Below are 15,889 nucleotides of genomic sequence, written 5' to 3'. Positions count from 1 at the left end.
TGAATTTTATTTTAATGGATGAAAATACCTAATTGAGGGATTAAAATAAAAAGAGCATTAATAGTAATAGATGTGCAAAATGAGTATTTTACTGGTGTTTTGCCAGTAACATATCCAGAAAACAGTTTTAAAAATATTTTAAAAATTATTGATGCTGCTTTTGAAAAAGAAATTCCCGTGATCTTAATACAGCACACATCCCACTCTCCTGATTCACCTAACTTTAGAAAAGATACTTATAACTGGGAAATTCATGAGGAAATACTTCAAAAACCTTACAATTTAATTGTTGAAAAACATTTGCCGGGTAGTTTCACTGGAACACCCCTTGAAAAATGGTTAAGAAATAATGAAATTGAAATGGTAACAATTTCGGGTTATATGAGTCAAATGTGCTGCGATACCACGGCTCGCCAGGCTATGCATAGAGGATTTGGAGTAGAGTTCATTTCAGATGCCACTGGAACATTGGATATTTCTAATTATGCTGGAAAAATAAAAGCCTCAGAGCTCCATAAATCAGTTTTAATAACCCAAGCAATGAGATTCAGCAAAGTATTGAGCACTAAGGACTGGATTAAATCATTAAAATGATCATGAAACAATTATGATGTTTAAAGGTCTATTAATAATAATTTCACCTTTAAAAGCTCTTTGAAGAATGTAAAATTTGTGCATGATTACGGTAAGATTTGGGTGTAAAATGGGAAAAACTATTTTTAAAGCGTATTTTATAAACTAGGGTGTGAAATGGAAAAATAACTATTAAAATTTCCATTTCACAGATTATGAAGAAGTCTTAAATTATGGTGTTTATCACCTCCAATTCACGTGTTAGTGACTTCTTCATGATCTCCATCACCTGTTTAGAACAGGTAACTGAATGAGAAATCTATGAGTAACCATATCGGTTCTGAGGGTTTACCAGAATTATTTGTCTCACCCCTTCCAATTCTGGAACCCTCAAACCAACCCCCCCACTTAAATCACAATAACCATCTCATTGGTTATAATAGCCCTTAGATTCTTTTTTAACCCCCTTACCACTTCTAAGGGCTATTTTTCAAATTAAGTCCTTAAATTCTCTTTTAAATGATTTATCCAGCATAGTGACTCTTTTTAAGGTTTAATGTGTTTTAATTTATCAAAAAAAATATTGCTTCTTTTCTATTTTTATTCAAATTCTCCAGATTAGATAATTATTAATGCTGGGAGGTTTATCCTAAAATATAGCTAAAATAATTAATTAATCAATTTAATTTCAGAAATATTATAGAAACGGTGTTTAAATGGCATTTCATATTATGTTAATTCCTTCAATGGATTGTCCTTCAAATTGCAGTTACTGTTGGGGTGTGGATAAAGAATCAGATCTCATGAGCATTGAAGTAATTGAAGAAACTGTTCAGTGGTTAAAAAATTTCAGGGAAGAGCCAATTACATTTACTTTTCATGGTGGAGAACCATTATTAGCGAGTTATGAATTTTATAAAAAAGCTTTACCCATGCTAAATAATGAATTAAGTCATCTGAAACCAGCTTTTGCAATTCAAACTAATTTATGGCTTATGAACGAACAAATTGCTGAACTTTTTGCTGAATACAATATACCAATAGGATCCAGCCTTGATGGTCCCGTTGAAATCAATGATTTTCAGAGAGGAACCGGTTACTATGAAAAGACCATGCAGGGGTATAAAATAGCTAAAGAAAAAGGTTTAAGTGTTAGCTTTATAAGTACATTTACGTCTCATTCTATTAATCTTAAAGAAGATATTTTTCATTTCTTTTTAGAAAATAATTTGAATCTGAAACTGCACCCTGCACTCCCTTCTCTTCGAAGTGAAAGTCCCGATAAATGGGCCATAGCTCCAGAAGAATACGGTGAATTATTGATTTATCTCCTGGATGAATACTTGAAACACATGGGAGAAATAGAAATTAAAAATATCGACCACTTATGCAAAGGAGTATTTGTACGCAGAGGCGTGGTATGCACTTATGCTGATTGTGTGGGTGACACATTTGCAATTGGTCCCGAAGGCAATATATACCCCTGCTACCGTTTTGTGGGAATGGAAGAATATGTTATGGGTAATGTGCGTAATCACCCCAGCATGGAAGATTTAGAAAAATCTGAAGCTTTAAAAAGCCTTAGAGATTGGGAAGAATCAGTGAATGAAGAATGTGCTGATTGTAATTATATTAAATTTTGCAGAGGGGGATGTCCCTACAATGCACTGAGTATAAATAAAGAATCTCAAAAAATGGAGATTGACGGTGTGGATCATCAGTGCGAAGCATATAAAATGATATTTAAAGAGATAACAGATAGAGCTAATAAAGAGTTCTTATCATCATCTAGCATACCTATATTTCCGGGAATGGGTGGAAAAACTAAAAAAAAACAGGGAATAATGGATTTGATGTTAAAAACCAATTAATCATATCTTTGAATTTTTTATTTCTTATTTAAGATATAGTCATGAATTTCATTAGCATAAAATACAAATTCCAGCTTCGCCTTAATGTATTCCCTTGCTTCTCCTATGTCATTTAATTCATAGTCTTTTTTATTTAATGCATCATCAAATCGGGATTTTAACTGAGTTTCCAGTGCTGCCGCAATATATTCCACTAATCCAATTAACTCCCCATCTTCAAGAACTTTCTCAGCACGGTTTATTACCGATCCCTTATTATTTTTAGCAGGTTTTAATCCATCATAACAGAAACCTTCTCCTTTAAAATGTAATCTAACTGATGTTTCAAAAAACCAAAAATCAGCTACATCTGCAGCATATTCACTTAACTCTCGGATAGATAAAACTTTTTCAAAGGCATCTTTTAATTCTTTTTCATCTTCTTTTTTAACAAAAGGTAATATGTAATTCACATTTTCCATTTCTAAAGCAAGTTCTGCAGCATTGACTACAGGTCCATCCATGGCATTGCAGTGTGTTTCCATTTTTAATCCCCTTTTTATCCAGATCAAATAAAATTATGTAATCATATTTTGTTTTTTTAAATAGATATTTTTTCACTGTAAATTATCCCAAGACATGAAAAAATAGAATAAGTTATTCTAAAAACAATTGTAACATAAATATATTATTCTGTAAATCCAAGTAAGACTATATCACAATAGTTTATATGAAACTGAGGGCTTATCATGCTTCCTTATGAACCCTTACTAAAAATAGTTCACACCAAAATTAAGTGTTACACGAGAAAAACAAAGAAAACAACAAAATCGGGGAAAATTCACAATTATAACTCAAAACAATATGTTATATCCCTTAAACAAGACCAACCTTTTTCTTGTGAAGAAAACGTTACAATAATCCGATCTGAAAATTATTTTCGGATGAACAACTTGATTAAAGAAAAAAGAAAGGATAAAAAAGAATTTCTAGAAATTATTTTTAAATTAGAAAGTGAAATAAAAGATCTTAAAGAAAAATTAGAGTATTATGATAATTTAGATGTGGATATAAAAATGATAAAGCTCAAAAGGTTAGAAAAAGAAATAGAAATAAGAAATGAAAAATTGGATAACGCTAAAAAAACCATTAATTCTCAAAAAGCCCGGATTGAAGATTTAACAGATAATGGTATTTTGGAAAAAATTAACCGATTTTTACCTGGCAAAAATAACTCTGAAAAATAATTAATTCTAAGGAATTAACATCTTTTAGTAAGTAATTCACTAGTTTCTGATTAGAGGTATTCTAAATCATCAATATGATAAAAAAGGGTTTTAACAGAATTTTAACTGAGTATAGAATTCTTAACAAGACTATACGATGCACTAGATGCTCTGTTCAAGTCTTTTTGAATATTATAATCATCTCCTTCTTTTAACCAATGCTTCCAACTTTTTTCACTCTTTAAATGATTATTATTCATTATTAAATCAAAATCTCCAGAGTAATAGGTTGTCTGTGGAGATAAAAACATAGCTCTTATTTCATAAATAGTGTGGTAATATCTGGATGATTTAGCCTTAGTGTGAGGTCCACAAAATCCATCTGCGATATAATGAGTTGCAACCCCATAACAATAACTGGCATACTTATAATTACCATTATCATAATTGTGTTTACCTTTATTCAACCAATATTCGGCCTTATTTTTAGTATTAGGATAAGTGTGATGTGAAAAATCAAAGAATTTTGTATCTGGATCATCTGATCCGTTTTTCATTTCACTTAAACTGAGCTTGCTTTGAATATCTAAAGGTAATCCATTGTATGTTGCTTCTGCAATCTGATAATGATTGGTCACAGACCAAGCCGAAACAGGAGCTACTTGAATCATCATAGCTATGGCCATTAAAATTAGAATTATATAGACTTTCATAATTTTCTGATTAATAGATAATTAGATTTGATTATTTTTTTGAATTTTTTTAAATTTGCCTTGAAAACTTAATATATCTCTTTGGATGAAACTATTTCAAACCATTAAATTCAATCTTAATAAATGTGTACTAAGTACAACTATTTAAATTTATAGGTTGATAATATTAAATTTTGTTTAGTGTATTGAATTAAATATCAACTTAGATTATTATAAAGCAAAAATAAAGGCAATATAAATGTAACTAATATTCCTGCGAAAAATTTAAAAAATAGAAATTAATTAAGATATAAATTCCAGTTTGCCATTACCATTACTACAATATAATGACATAGGAATGTTGAAAGACTCTTTTTTCTGTTTAAAGCTCTCTAGACAATTACCTGGAACAATAAGCCAAAATTGGTTTTCGCCATTAGAACTGAAACGTTTCCATTTTATTAAGTCTTTAGAATGGTTATTAGTACAGGTTTCAACTTCAATTAAAATTTGATGAAAATTTTTAATGGCTTGAATATCTGGGGTAAACCCTCCACAAGAATTAGGGCGTCCATTGGGATGATAATCATTATTCACTCTAACAATGTATCCCTCCCTTTGAAGGCGATCGACAACAGATCTTACTATTTTATCATGCATCTTTAAAGTTTCAGGAGTTAGTTGCTTCTTAATCCTCAATTTTCCACCTTTTTCAAAATCACTTGAATTTAATTGAAGTTTTGGTAATTTTAAACTATTTATTCATATATACTAATCAGCCCCGCCCTATTTAAATGATTTTCTAAATAGACCACCAAATTAATAATTTGAACATTGTTTATAAATTATATTTTTATGCTATAAATAGTTATAGTTTTTTCAAAATAACATGCACATAATATAAATAGAACTTCCAATATACTAAAATATGGTGATTGTATGGATGTTCTTGATGAAGAAACTTTGAAAATGAGGTATATTGCTCTGGTTAAAAAAGGCATTTTAGAAAAAGACGAATGTGCGACTTATTCAAAAAAAATGGATATACAACCGTGCATGAAGCGAAAAGTAGATAAATTTCAGGATTTTTTTGTTCCAGGTACGGTACTAATTAGTGAAAAAGCATCTTACCGCCTTAGGGTAGAATATCCTATGGAATAATCAAAGTTACATCTTTTTAAAAATTTATTATAATATTTTTAATTATTTTTTACATTGAATAAAATATTAAATTGACAATCAAATTAAAATCAGTTTTCCAGACTGAGTAATAGAATATTTTTCAAACATTTGAGACTGTTTTACCAGTCCTAATTCCAATAGTCCGCTTAAATGTTTGTAAACCATAGCCCTAGATATTCCAACTTTTTTACCAATGGATATTGCAGTTAAATTTTCTTTTTCTAAAGCTTCCAGTATTCGTAGCCGAGTATCAGATAGATCCAATTTTAATAAAGGCATTCTAAGTGCATGATCCTTAAAGCAGGTGAATACGCCATCAACTTCTTCCTTATTAGCAATGAAACCTAATAATGCGCCAATTTCACCACCATTATATGCAACAAATACTTCACCATGTTTTTTTGCACCCCTTATCACCCCAGTTATTGTTTTTACAGCTTCAATATAATCTTGAGTATCAATTTTAACAGCACCTCCCTTAATAAACTTATCAAGACAGGCATCTTTAGAATCATCAGTTTGAATGCAAATTAAACCATCAATTTGTGTCTTCATTGAAACGTCGAATAGACAGCGTCCTTTCAAATTAGTAACCAGTGTTTTCATAAATTACACACCCTTTATTAATTAAATATTAGTCTCACTGTAATATAGATTTGTCTATTTAAAAAATCTAAAAAAAGTAATATTTAAATTCAAGTCTTAATCCAATAAATTTAACCATAATTATAAACAAGGGGAATTAAAAAATGTCAGTAGAATCAACAGTGATTTCGGGTGAAGACCTTTCTACTCGAAACATTAATAAAACCATTAAAAACGGATTAAATGAAAATCAAAAGAAATTCCTTGTGGAAAATTCTCAAGAATTAGATTCAATTGTTGTCGGTCTGCGTGAGAATGCAGAGATTACATTAAAAGGAGATTTTGGAGATTTCATTGGAGCACTTAATCACGGCGCCAATATTAATATCCAGGGCAATTGTGGCCGATATGTCGGTAATAATATGACTTCTGGAGAAATAATTGTTCAAGGCAACACAGACGATGGTGTTGGTTTTGGAACATATAATGGGAACATTGTAATTAAAGGCAATGCAGGTAATTCTGTGGGGCAGCTAAACAAAGGAGGAATAATTTTAATTGACGGAAATATCGGAGATTTAGCGGGACTTTACATGTTAAGTGGAGATATTATTGTAACTGGTAATGCTGGAAAAGATACAGGAGATTGGATGATAGGTGGCACTATATATGTGGGGGGCGACTTCCAAACTGGGACAAACGCTGAAATTCATCCACTAGAAGTAGATGATAAGAAAAAACTGGAAAATGTATTCCAAAAATATGGAATTGAAACAGATATCAGTGCCTTTAAAAAAATTCAGCGAAAAGACATAAGACCATTTTATGGTTAAAAAGAGGGTATTAAAATGGTACAAATATTATTAACAGATCCAGATAGTTGTGATGGTTGCAATGATTGTATTGAAGCATGTTCTAAAGTAAATGGTAGCAGTGCAATAGTTTTACATAAGATGACTAATGGTTATCAAGCCATAGTATGTCAACAATGCGTAGACCCTGCATGTGCTAGAGGATGTTTTAAAGAATCCATATATCGAGAAGACGGTGTTGTCAAAATAAATCAGGACGCATGTGCCGGTTGTAAGTTATGTATGTTAATGTGTCCTATTGGAAGTATAAGTTATACTGAAAATGGAATGATTAAATGCGATCAACAATGCATAGTTAATCCCGGTGATACTCCAGCATGTGTTTCTGCATGTGATAGTGGCTGCTTAGAAGCAGTTGATGTTGACAAATTTGCCACAGGAATGCGGCAAGGCTTTGAATTAAATGGAAAAGTGTCTAATAGCAGTTCATTAAGCCCATCATCACCTTCTTCTGATTTGGCTGCAGCTACTCAGGGATTGTGTGTATTTTGTGGTACTTGTGAAATCGTTTGCCCTACTGATGCCATAAAAGTAGTAGATAATCATGCAGAAATTGATAAAACTCGTTGTATTATGTGCGGATCCTGTTTAGCCGCATGTCCTGTCTTAATTCCAACTGGAGCCGGCAGTATTTGGGATCCTAGAACTATAGCTGATATCCGTTTTACTTCTAAAGCAGGTAAGTACGTTCTTCGTGGTTTTGGTACTGAAAGAAAGCTTCCAAGCTTTGATGATGTAATTATTTTACCTGCACAAGCATCAATAGCACCAGTTGACAAGTATCGGGAATCATGCAACACCCAGGTGGAATTGGGAACAAGATTTGCTGAAGAACCACTGGTGCTGCAAACCCCAGTTCTTATTGCAGGAATGTCATTTGGTGCTCTGAGTAAAGAAAGTAAATTAGCTATGGCCAAGGGTACTTCTTTAGTTGGATCATGTGCCAACACCGGTGAAGGAGGAATGCTTCCTGAAGAAAGAGAACTGGCCGATAAATTAATGGTCCAGTATTCTTCTGGAAGATTTGGTGTTTCCTCAGACTATTTGAATATTGCTGATGCCATCGAAGTTAAAATTGGTCAGGGTGCAAAACCAGGAATGGGTGGGCATCTTTTAGCAGAAAAAGTAAGCCCAGAAGTTGCTGAAATAAGAGGAATTCCACTTGGTACTGATGCATTAAGTCCTGCTCGTTTCCTTGATGCTACTAAAGAGGGAGATCTAGCCAAACATATTGAACTTATAAGAGAAGTAACTGATTGGAAAATACCCATAGTTGTTAAACTAGGTCCGGGTCGTGTGGACGAAGATGTTAAAATAGCTGCAGAAGCGGGCGCAGACATTATATCCGTAGATGGGATGGAAGGAGGAACTGGTGCTGCACCAGAAGTTGTTATTGAACACACTGGTGTTCCCACACTGGCTTCTCTGGTTCAGGCAGTTAATGGTCTAAAAGAAATTGGACTAAAAGATGAAGTTGACCTAATAATAACGGGAGGTATACGCAGCGGTGCAGATGTTGCAAAAGCCATAGCCATGGGAGCAGATGCAGCATATATTGGGACCGGAGCCATGATTGCCATGGGATGTCGGGCTTGTAGAATGTGTTACACCGGAAAATGTCCTGTAGGAGTTGCTACACAAGATCCAAAACTTAGAGAGCGTATGGATCTAGAATTATCTGCCATGAGAGTTGCTAACTATATTAAATCAATGACTGAAGAAACTAAAATGTTAGCTCAACTTGCAGGCCATAATGACATACGTAAATTTTCAGAAGATGACTTAAGGGTGTTGGATATTAATACTGCAGCCATTACTGGCTTAAGATTAATAGGCCAATAACCTATTTTTTCATTTTTTAAAAACAAATTACTATTCATTTTCACAAAATTTTAAACCACAAATGAGTCGTAATTGACAAGAAAATAAAAAAAAATTAGTACCATCAGTTCCAAAAATAGTAATTGGATAATATGGCCAATAAACAAAACCAATTATTAGGAATTTTAGGGATTATTTTAGGTTTTTTTGTGATTTCTTTCCCTATAATAAGTGCGTACACAGCAAGCATATTTGCTGGTTTTGGATTGTTATTGTTAGGAATATGGTTAATGGCTTTAAGCTTTGATAGTTGGGGTTATAATAATATAGGGAGTTTATCGTCGTTAATAATAGGTTTACTTTCAATCGTTATAGGTATAGGAATAATGGGAAATGTAGAAGCGTTTGATGTAATAGTTGACTATTCTTTTTATTTAGTAGGCATATTCCTCATATATACTGGAGTTATGGAACTATTTGTATATGAATCATTTCATAAATTTGTGGGAGCCATTGGGATTATCACTGGTGCTTTATACATAATCTTAGCAATAACCGAATTTGATACCACATTTTTAATATTCACTTTAGGTCTCTGGTTAATTTTTGCGGGGGCTTTACAGTTCTTCAAAGAAAAAACTGTTATAAATAGTGAAGATGACGAAGAACCAGTTTGAAATTTATAATAACTGGGATAATGCATATATTATCCAATATTTAGTGAAGGTGAAATGATGAATAAAAATACCGCAATTGGGTTAATATCATTAATATTAGGAATTTTTGTAATAGGTTTTCCCATGGCCGGAGTTTATTTAACCAGTATCATAGATGGTCTGGCTCTTTTAATTATAAGTATTTGGGCAGTTATCCACAGTTTAAGGGAGTGGGAGATTGACAAAAGAACTGGGATAAGCTACATAGTTTTGGGCCTGATTGGATTAATTATTGCTTTAGGAATCATAGGAAATATTGCTGCTTACAGCATTCTCGTAGGTTTTAGTTTTTATATCATAGGTTTATTCCTGATAGTTATTGGTTTCCTTGTCATTTACTCTGATAAAGATAGGTCACGCTACTTAGGATTTTTAGGAGTGCTTTTAGGAATATTTACCATATTTTTAGGTTTTTTATCATTTGATCCTATAAACCTGGCCATTATCATAGGGTTCTGGTTAATCCTATTTGGAATGACCGAAATTTTAGTAATAGGGAGAGATTAGTCTATCGACTAATCATAAAAAAAAAAAATTAATTTTTTACAATGGGCTAATCATAACTAAAACTAATATACGGGGAATAACATGAATAAAGATCAAAAAATTGACAAATCATTTGAAGCAGAATTGAAAGGGAAAATGGGATGGAAATGTGCTTGTTCACTGGATATCGTAGATAAAAAATCTAGTCTAAGAGAAATTAGGTGCAGTGAATGTGGTAAAACATTCAAAACTAATAAAGACACTAATTTATGTTTTGACTGTAGAACCAAACACAAATAATTAATAATTTTTTTAAAAGCAAGCACCTTAGAATATTTTTCCGAAATACTTATTTTAACTTAATTAATTTCCCGGTTTTTAAGGTAGATTACAATTTTTTTATTTTCAATGGCTAAATTAATGTATATATACTAGATTTGAATATATATTCATAATATGGTGAGGCCAAGGCGATTTAGAAGAATATTAAATGAACCAAAAATCAGCTGTTTTAAACCTGAAAACGATGATTTAGAAACTTCAAAACCTATAAAAATTAGTATTGATGAATTCGAAGCTATCCGACTAAAAGATTACCATGAAATTAATCAGAAAAGATCTGCGGAGTTAATGGATATATCTCAACCAACTTTTCATAGAACACTTAAATCAGCTAGAAAAAAAATTTCAAGGGCTTTAGTTGAAGGTCAACCACTTACGATCACAGGAGGGGATTATATAACCGATAAAAAAAGATATAAATGCTTGGATTGTCAATTTGAATGGATAAGTCCAGAAAAGGAATATGATAAATGTCCCGACTGCAATTCTAAAAATATAAACAAGATAGACCTTGAAGAAGAGGATGTTTCTGCATCTCCATTGGCGCAGAGAAGATCTTATGGTGGTAGAGGGATTGGTGCCGGTCCACCAAGAATATGTAAATGTCCAGAATGTGGATATGAATCCTCTAAAACTAGGGGAGTTCCATGTAAAAATACTAAATGTCCAGAATGTGAAACACCCCTGTGTGGAGCAGACTAATAAAAAATAATTAATTAAAATTCTAAATAAAAAACATTATATTTAAAGGTTGATTCCCATGGTTTTTATTGAAATAAAACATGTAACTAAATCTTTCAATGATGTAACTATTTTAAAAGATATTAACGCGAAAATAAACGAAGGTGAAATTTTAGGAATACTGGGGCGCAGTGGTTCGGGAAAATCTGTTTTAATAAATATGCTAAGAGGGATGAATAATTATCAACCCGATGCAGGTCAAATCATTTACCATGTTGCCATCTGTTCCAATTGTTTAAAGGTAGAACCCCCATCTTATTTTGATAAATCATGCACTTGTGGAAGTAAATTTGAAGCAAAAGAAATAGACTTCTGGAACTGTGATAAACAAATTTTTGCTGCAGTAAAAAGGCGAATATCAATCATGTTACAGAGAACTTTTGCCCTTTATGAAGATGACACCGTCATTGATAATGTTATGAAGGCTATTGAAGGCCATGAAAGTGATGAAAAGATATACATGGCTCTGGAATTACTTGAAAAAGCTCAAATGACCCATAGAATAACCCACATAGCTCGTGATTTAAGTGGTGGTGAAAAGCAGAGGGTGGTGTTGGCCAGACAAATGGCTAAGGAACCAATGATATTTTTAGCTGATGAACCTACCGGAACTTTAGATCCTAAAACAGCAGAGTTATTACATCAAGCATTATTAGATGGTGTTAAAGAAAAAGGAACTACTTTAATAATTACCTCTCATTGGCCAGAAGTGATGAAACAACTCTCTGATAAAGTCATATGGCTGGAAAATGGAGAAGTAGTCTCTGCAGGAAATCCAGATACAGTTGTAGAAAAGTTTCTTAAGAATGTTTCAACACCTAAACGAACCAGTGACTTTGAAATAGGTGGTTCTGTAATTACTATGGAAAAAGTAAAAAAATATTATTATTCTATTGAAAGAGGGGTCGTTAAAGCCGTTGATGGTATAGATCTCAATATCAACCAGGCCGAGATTTATGGCATTGTGGGATTAAGTGGTGCTGGTAAAACCACACTTTCCCGAATTTTATACGGATTAACTGAACCCAGTAGCGGCCAGGTTGATGTTAAATTAGGTGATAACTGGATTGATATGACTGTCAGGGGCCCTCATGGAAGGGGAAGGGTTATGCCATATATTGGTATTCTCCATCAGGAATACAGTTTGTATCCCCACAGAAATATTCTGGGTAATCTTACCGAAGCCATAAGTTTAGAGTTACCTGCAGAATTCGCCAAAATGAAAGCAGAATATGTTCTTAAGGCAGTTGGTTTTCATGAAAACGATATAGAAACTATTCTTAACAAAAACCATAACGAGTTAAGTGGAGGAGAACGTCACAGAATTGCACTAGCCCAGGTACTTATTAAAGAACCAAATATTGTAATTTTAGATGAACCTACCGGGACTATGGACCCCATTACCCGAATTCAAGTTTCAGATTCTATTATTAAAGCACGTAAGGAACTGAACCAGACTTTCATAATAATATCTCATGATATGGATTTCGTTTTAGATGTTTGTGATAAAGCGTCGCTCATGAGAGGCGGTAAAATTTTAAAAACCGGCCTCCCTGATGAAATCGTGGCAGATTTAACCGTGAATGAAAAAGAGAACATGTTTAAACAATAACTTATCTGATAAATTTTTTAAAAGATTATTACTAGTTTTTACAAGCTAAAGGAGATGATTAATTGTACAAAATAATATTAGCTGTTTTAGTAATTGGTGTTATATTCTATGCCATCATTAATGACCCTATCAAAAAGAATAATTGAATATTTGATAATTCCCTCCTAAATCACAAAGATATTTGCTAAATTTTCAGGAGCTAAAAACCAGGAAAACGAACATTTTAAGACAAATGCGTCTTATTAAAATATGATGTTATTTTAGAAACTTTTGAAAATTTAGCTTTATTTTGTGGTCCTTATACAATTTTTTAAAAGACTCAGCTATATCTGATTATTTCTGCAATTTAAAAAAAAAAAGAATGAAATTTAGGATTTTAAAAGATAAATGGTTTTAACAGGATTGGTAAACATATTATATTTGGTATAAACCCTAACTACATTATCTGCAACACTTACACAAAGATTGTATTTCATATCTTCATAATTGGTCGAGGTTAAGCTGTTATATGTTACTGAATAGACACTACCTGCACCAACATTCTTCATAGGAAATATTCTGATAGATCGGGCCATATTTTTAAAGTAATTTTGCTTAATTTTTAAGTTAATTGCTCCTGCAGTGAATATGGCCACATATTTACTGGGTACGTTGTTAATGTAATTATTAACTATATGAGCATTTTTCCAGTTCAGCACTCTTATGGCATAGCTTCGGGAATTTATGATTTTATTATTGCGAATGGTAATGTTTGTATGATAAACTTGACCATGATTAGTAACGTATACCCCATTGGTTTTTCTTTGGGAGTATTTGTGAGTACCAATGGCTCTGTTCATCCCGGAAAAATAGTTATTTTCAATTAAAACATTACAGTTAGGAGTTTTATCGTGTGATGACCACACGTTATTGAATCCCCCTGTGGTTTTATCAGGAGTATCCAGATTTATTGCTTCATCATAAGGGTTGGTGTATGATTTAGCCCCTATAAATTTACAATTGCTAATTGTAATCTTATTAGTAGCATCTAATTCAATGAAATGGGCTTTATTAATATTCTTAAATGTTATCCCTTGAATTTGAATATTGCGGTTATGGCCGCATACAATAGCATGGTTGCCCTTTATATATCTCATATCAATAACAGCACTGCCTTTTCCAATAATTTTCACATTTTTAACGCCATTATATTTGGCATAAGCCTTACTTTTTTTGAGCTTACTGGGTGCTACTAATTGGAAAATAGTCATGGAAGCTTTAAATCGGCTGGTTCCAGTTTTGGTACTTTTTTTAATTACAACCCCATCATTCATTACAATGTTTACATTTGATGGAACAGCCACAGTACTGGAAATAGTGTAAGTTCCTTTCTTTAAAACTAATACCCCACCACCTGCTTTTTCAAATTTTTTCATGTAACTAATCAGAGTATAATAATTTTTAGTATACTTATTATATGTGCTGTATCCTAAAATCTTCTTATCACATGGTTTTGAATTGGGAGTTATAGTATAGGTTTTCTTTTGACTGGTAACTGTAACTGTAGATGTTTTCTGATTTTTATCGATCCCATAAGTAGAATTATTAAGATTAACAGAATCATCCGCAGCAAAAATAGGTCCCGCAGTCATCAATAAAATAAATAGAGATAATATTGCTAAAAGAGATAATTTAAGTTTCATCAAATTTATTTTTTGATCTTTCCCTTAATAAATAATACGGATAATAATTTCCATAATTAATAAAAAATTCCAAATCAAAAATAAGAATTTAAAAATCCATTTAGGATTAGATAATTTAGTTAGGTCATCTTAAGATATATTTTCATAGCATTGGCAAATGCGTTATAAACCATAGATATTCTGGCAAAACTTTCATTTAAGCCTTCACATAGGTTGTATTCCATATCATTATAATTAGTAGGGCTGAGTTTATTGTAGGTTACAGAGTAAATTGATCCATTATTAGGGTTTTTTGTGGGAAATACTTGTATTGGTCGGCTCATGTTCTTAAAATAATTATGCTTAATTTTTAGGTTTATTACCCCACTTGCAAGTACGGCCCGATATTTTTTGGATTTTTTACTGATATGTGCGATGTAATTGTTAATAATCTTTGAATTTTTCCAGTTGAGTGCTCTTATTGCATCACTCCTCATGTGAATAATCCGATTATTGTGAATTATTATATATTTATGGTAAATCTGGCCTCTTTTAGTTATATATTTACCATTAATTTTTTTCTGTGAATATTTATGGGTCCCTATAGCTCTATCCAAATGTGCAAATAAATTATTTTCAATTATAATTTTTTTATTAGGTGTCTTATCATAAGTAGACCAGGGATTATGAAATCCATTGGTATTTTTATCGGGTGTGTCTAGATTTATGGCTTCTTTATTGAGTTTAGGTGATGGTTTAGAGTTTATAAAGCAGCATTTGCTGATTTTCATATTATAAGTAGCATCTAACTCTATAAAATGGGATCCATTCAAATTTTTAAAGGTGATGCCTCTGATTTGAATATTTTTATTATGTCCACATACAATGGCCAGGCTATTTTTTACATATCTCAGATTAATAACTGATTTGCCTTTTCCAATAATTTTAACATTCTTAACCCCATTATATTTGGCATAAACCCCGTTCTTTTTTAATTTACTGGGTGCTACTAATTGGAAAATAGCCGTTGAATAACTTAATTTTTTAGTCCCTGTTTTTTTGCCCTTTTTAATTATCACACCATTACGCATTACTAAATTCACATTGGAAGGGATGGCCACTGAACTGCAAATGACATATGTCCCTTTTTTAAGGATTAGTGTTCCTCCTCCTGCTTTTTCGAACTTATTCATATAACTACTCAAAGTGTAGTAATGTTTGGTGTGTTTATTATATGATGGCAAATTAAGGATAGCCTTATCGCAGGGTTTGGTTTTAGGAGATATAGTATATGTCTTTTTTTTCTGAGTAATTTTTATGGTGGATGATTTCAGATCTTTATTAATTCCATAACTTGACCCATTAATATGTTTAGAGTTCCCTGCGAAAGTGGGGGCTGCTGTTAAAAGTACCATTATCAATAATAATAGGCAGATTATTGCTGCTTTTTGCTTCATAAAAATCTATTGATATGTATTATAAAAGTTTAATATAAAATTTTCGTGGAAAAATGAAGGACGTAGAAAATTT

At 32.1% G+C, this 15,889-nt stretch carries 17 protein-coding genes; 11 read left to right on the top strand and 6 right to left on the bottom strand.

The window, feature by feature from the left end; translation table 11 throughout:
- The first annotated feature begins 39 nt into the window (after positions 1-39).
- Both MXE27_RS06405 and MXE27_RS06400 read left to right on the top strand, forming a co-directional pair.
- Positions 40-594 (top strand): cysteine hydrolase family protein, encoded by a 555-nt coding sequence (locus MXE27_RS06405; protein WP_342765996.1) that lies wholly within the window; start codon positions 40-42, stop codon positions 592-594.
- A gap of 695 nt (positions 595-1,289) precedes the next feature.
- Positions 1,290-2,444, top strand: a complete 1,155-nt coding sequence (locus tag MXE27_RS06400; RefSeq protein WP_248611581.1) for a TIGR04083 family peptide-modifying radical SAM enzyme — start codon at positions 1,290-1,292, stop codon at positions 2,442-2,444.
- A gap of 17 nt (positions 2,445-2,461) precedes the next feature.
- Here the strand turns inward: MXE27_RS06400 and MXE27_RS06395 are convergent, their stop codons facing one another.
- Positions 2,462-2,968 carry a DUF6448 family protein gene (locus MXE27_RS06395; protein WP_248611580.1) on the bottom strand — a complete coding sequence of 169 codons (507 nt, stop codon included), beginning with the start codon at positions 2,966-2,968 and terminating at the stop codon, positions 2,462-2,464.
- Between the two features lie 204 nt (positions 2,969-3,172).
- Here MXE27_RS06395 and MXE27_RS06390 point away from each other — a divergent pair, with 204 nt between their 5' ends.
- The gene (locus MXE27_RS06390) at positions 3,173-3,670 is read left to right on the top strand and encodes a coiled-coil domain-containing protein (RefSeq protein WP_248611579.1); all 498 of its coding nucleotides are present in this window, start codon (positions 3,173-3,175) and stop codon (positions 3,668-3,670) included.
- A gap of 101 nt (positions 3,671-3,771) precedes the next feature.
- Here the strand turns inward: MXE27_RS06390 and MXE27_RS06385 are convergent, their stop codons facing one another.
- Together MXE27_RS06385 and MXE27_RS06380 are read right to left on the bottom strand one after the other, a co-directional pair.
- Positions 3,772-4,362 (bottom strand): zinc dependent phospholipase C family protein, encoded by a 591-nt coding sequence (locus tag MXE27_RS06385; RefSeq protein ID WP_248611578.1) that lies wholly within the window; start codon positions 4,360-4,362, stop codon positions 3,772-3,774.
- Between the two features lie 282 nt (positions 4,363-4,644).
- Entirely contained in the window at positions 4,645-5,040 is a 396-nt protein-coding gene (locus tag MXE27_RS06380) for a hypothetical protein (protein WP_248611577.1), read from the bottom strand.
- Positions 5,041-5,280: 240 nt separating this feature from the next.
- Here MXE27_RS06380 and MXE27_RS06375 point away from each other — a divergent pair, with 240 nt between their 5' ends.
- Positions 5,281-5,502 (top strand): hypothetical protein, encoded by a 222-nt coding sequence (locus MXE27_RS06375; protein WP_248611576.1) that lies wholly within the window; start codon positions 5,281-5,283, stop codon positions 5,500-5,502.
- 78 nt (positions 5,503-5,580) lie between these two features.
- Here the strand turns inward: MXE27_RS06375 and MXE27_RS06370 are convergent, their stop codons facing one another.
- Positions 5,581-6,129, bottom strand: coding sequence for an ArsR family transcriptional regulator (locus tag MXE27_RS06370; RefSeq protein ID WP_248611575.1), 549 nt, complete (start codon positions 6,127-6,129; stop codon positions 5,581-5,583).
- Positions 6,130-6,272: 143 nt separating this feature from the next.
- Here MXE27_RS06370 and MXE27_RS06365 point away from each other — a divergent pair, with 143 nt between their 5' ends.
- The 7 genes from MXE27_RS06365 to atwA all read left to right on the top strand — a co-directional run bounded on the left by MXE27_RS06365 (position 6,273) and on the right by atwA (position 12,698).
- Positions 6,273-6,941: a GltB/FmdC/FwdC-like GXGXG domain-containing protein gene (locus MXE27_RS06365; RefSeq protein WP_248611574.1), complete on the top strand. Its 669-nt coding sequence runs from the start codon at positions 6,273-6,275 to the stop codon at positions 6,939-6,941.
- Positions 6,942-6,956: 15 nt separating this feature from the next.
- On the top strand, positions 6,957-8,822 hold the full coding sequence (locus MXE27_RS06360; protein WP_248611573.1) for a glutamate synthase-related protein: 1,866 nt from the start codon (positions 6,957-6,959) through the stop codon (positions 8,820-8,822).
- A gap of 131 nt (positions 8,823-8,953) precedes the next feature.
- The gene (locus MXE27_RS06355) at positions 8,954-9,478 is read left to right on the top strand and encodes a DUF308 domain-containing protein (protein WP_248611572.1); all 525 of its coding nucleotides are present in this window, start codon (positions 8,954-8,956) and stop codon (positions 9,476-9,478) included.
- A gap of 57 nt (positions 9,479-9,535) precedes the next feature.
- Positions 9,536-10,024 (top strand): DUF308 domain-containing protein, encoded by a 489-nt coding sequence (locus tag MXE27_RS06350; protein ID WP_248611571.1) that lies wholly within the window; start codon positions 9,536-9,538, stop codon positions 10,022-10,024.
- Between the two features lie 81 nt (positions 10,025-10,105).
- Positions 10,106-10,303: a hypothetical protein gene (locus MXE27_RS06345; protein WP_248611570.1), complete on the top strand. Its 198-nt coding sequence runs from the start codon at positions 10,106-10,108 to the stop codon at positions 10,301-10,303.
- A gap of 156 nt (positions 10,304-10,459) precedes the next feature.
- A complete protein-coding gene (locus MXE27_RS06340; RefSeq protein WP_248611569.1) occupies positions 10,460-11,047 on the top strand; it encodes a DUF134 domain-containing protein in 588 nt (195 codons plus the stop codon).
- A gap of 58 nt (positions 11,048-11,105) precedes the next feature.
- Positions 11,106-12,698, top strand: a complete 1,593-nt coding sequence (gene atwA, locus MXE27_RS06335) for a methyl coenzyme M reductase system, component A2 (protein WP_248611568.1) — start codon at positions 11,106-11,108, stop codon at positions 12,696-12,698.
- A 368-nt stretch (positions 12,699-13,066) separates the two neighbouring features.
- Here atwA and MXE27_RS06330 read toward each other — a convergent pair whose 3' ends face one another.
- Together MXE27_RS06330 and MXE27_RS06325 are read right to left on the bottom strand one after the other, a co-directional pair.
- A complete protein-coding gene (locus MXE27_RS06330; RefSeq protein WP_248611567.1) occupies positions 13,067-14,380 on the bottom strand; it encodes a glycoside hydrolase family protein in 1,314 nt (437 codons plus the stop codon).
- Positions 14,381-14,499: 119 nt separating this feature from the next.
- On the bottom strand, positions 14,500-15,816 hold the full coding sequence (locus MXE27_RS06325; RefSeq protein ID WP_248611566.1) for a hypothetical protein: 1,317 nt from the start codon (positions 15,814-15,816) through the stop codon (positions 14,500-14,502).
- Positions 15,817-15,889: the final 73 nt, after the last annotated feature.

The organism is Methanobacterium alcaliphilum, from assembly GCF_023227715.1.
GTDB lineage: Archaea > Methanobacteriota > Methanobacteria > Methanobacteriales > Methanobacteriaceae > Methanobacterium_E > Methanobacterium_E alcaliphilum.
Note: the sequence above shows the minus strand (reverse complement) of the source record. Positions and strands in the feature narration are given on the sequence as shown.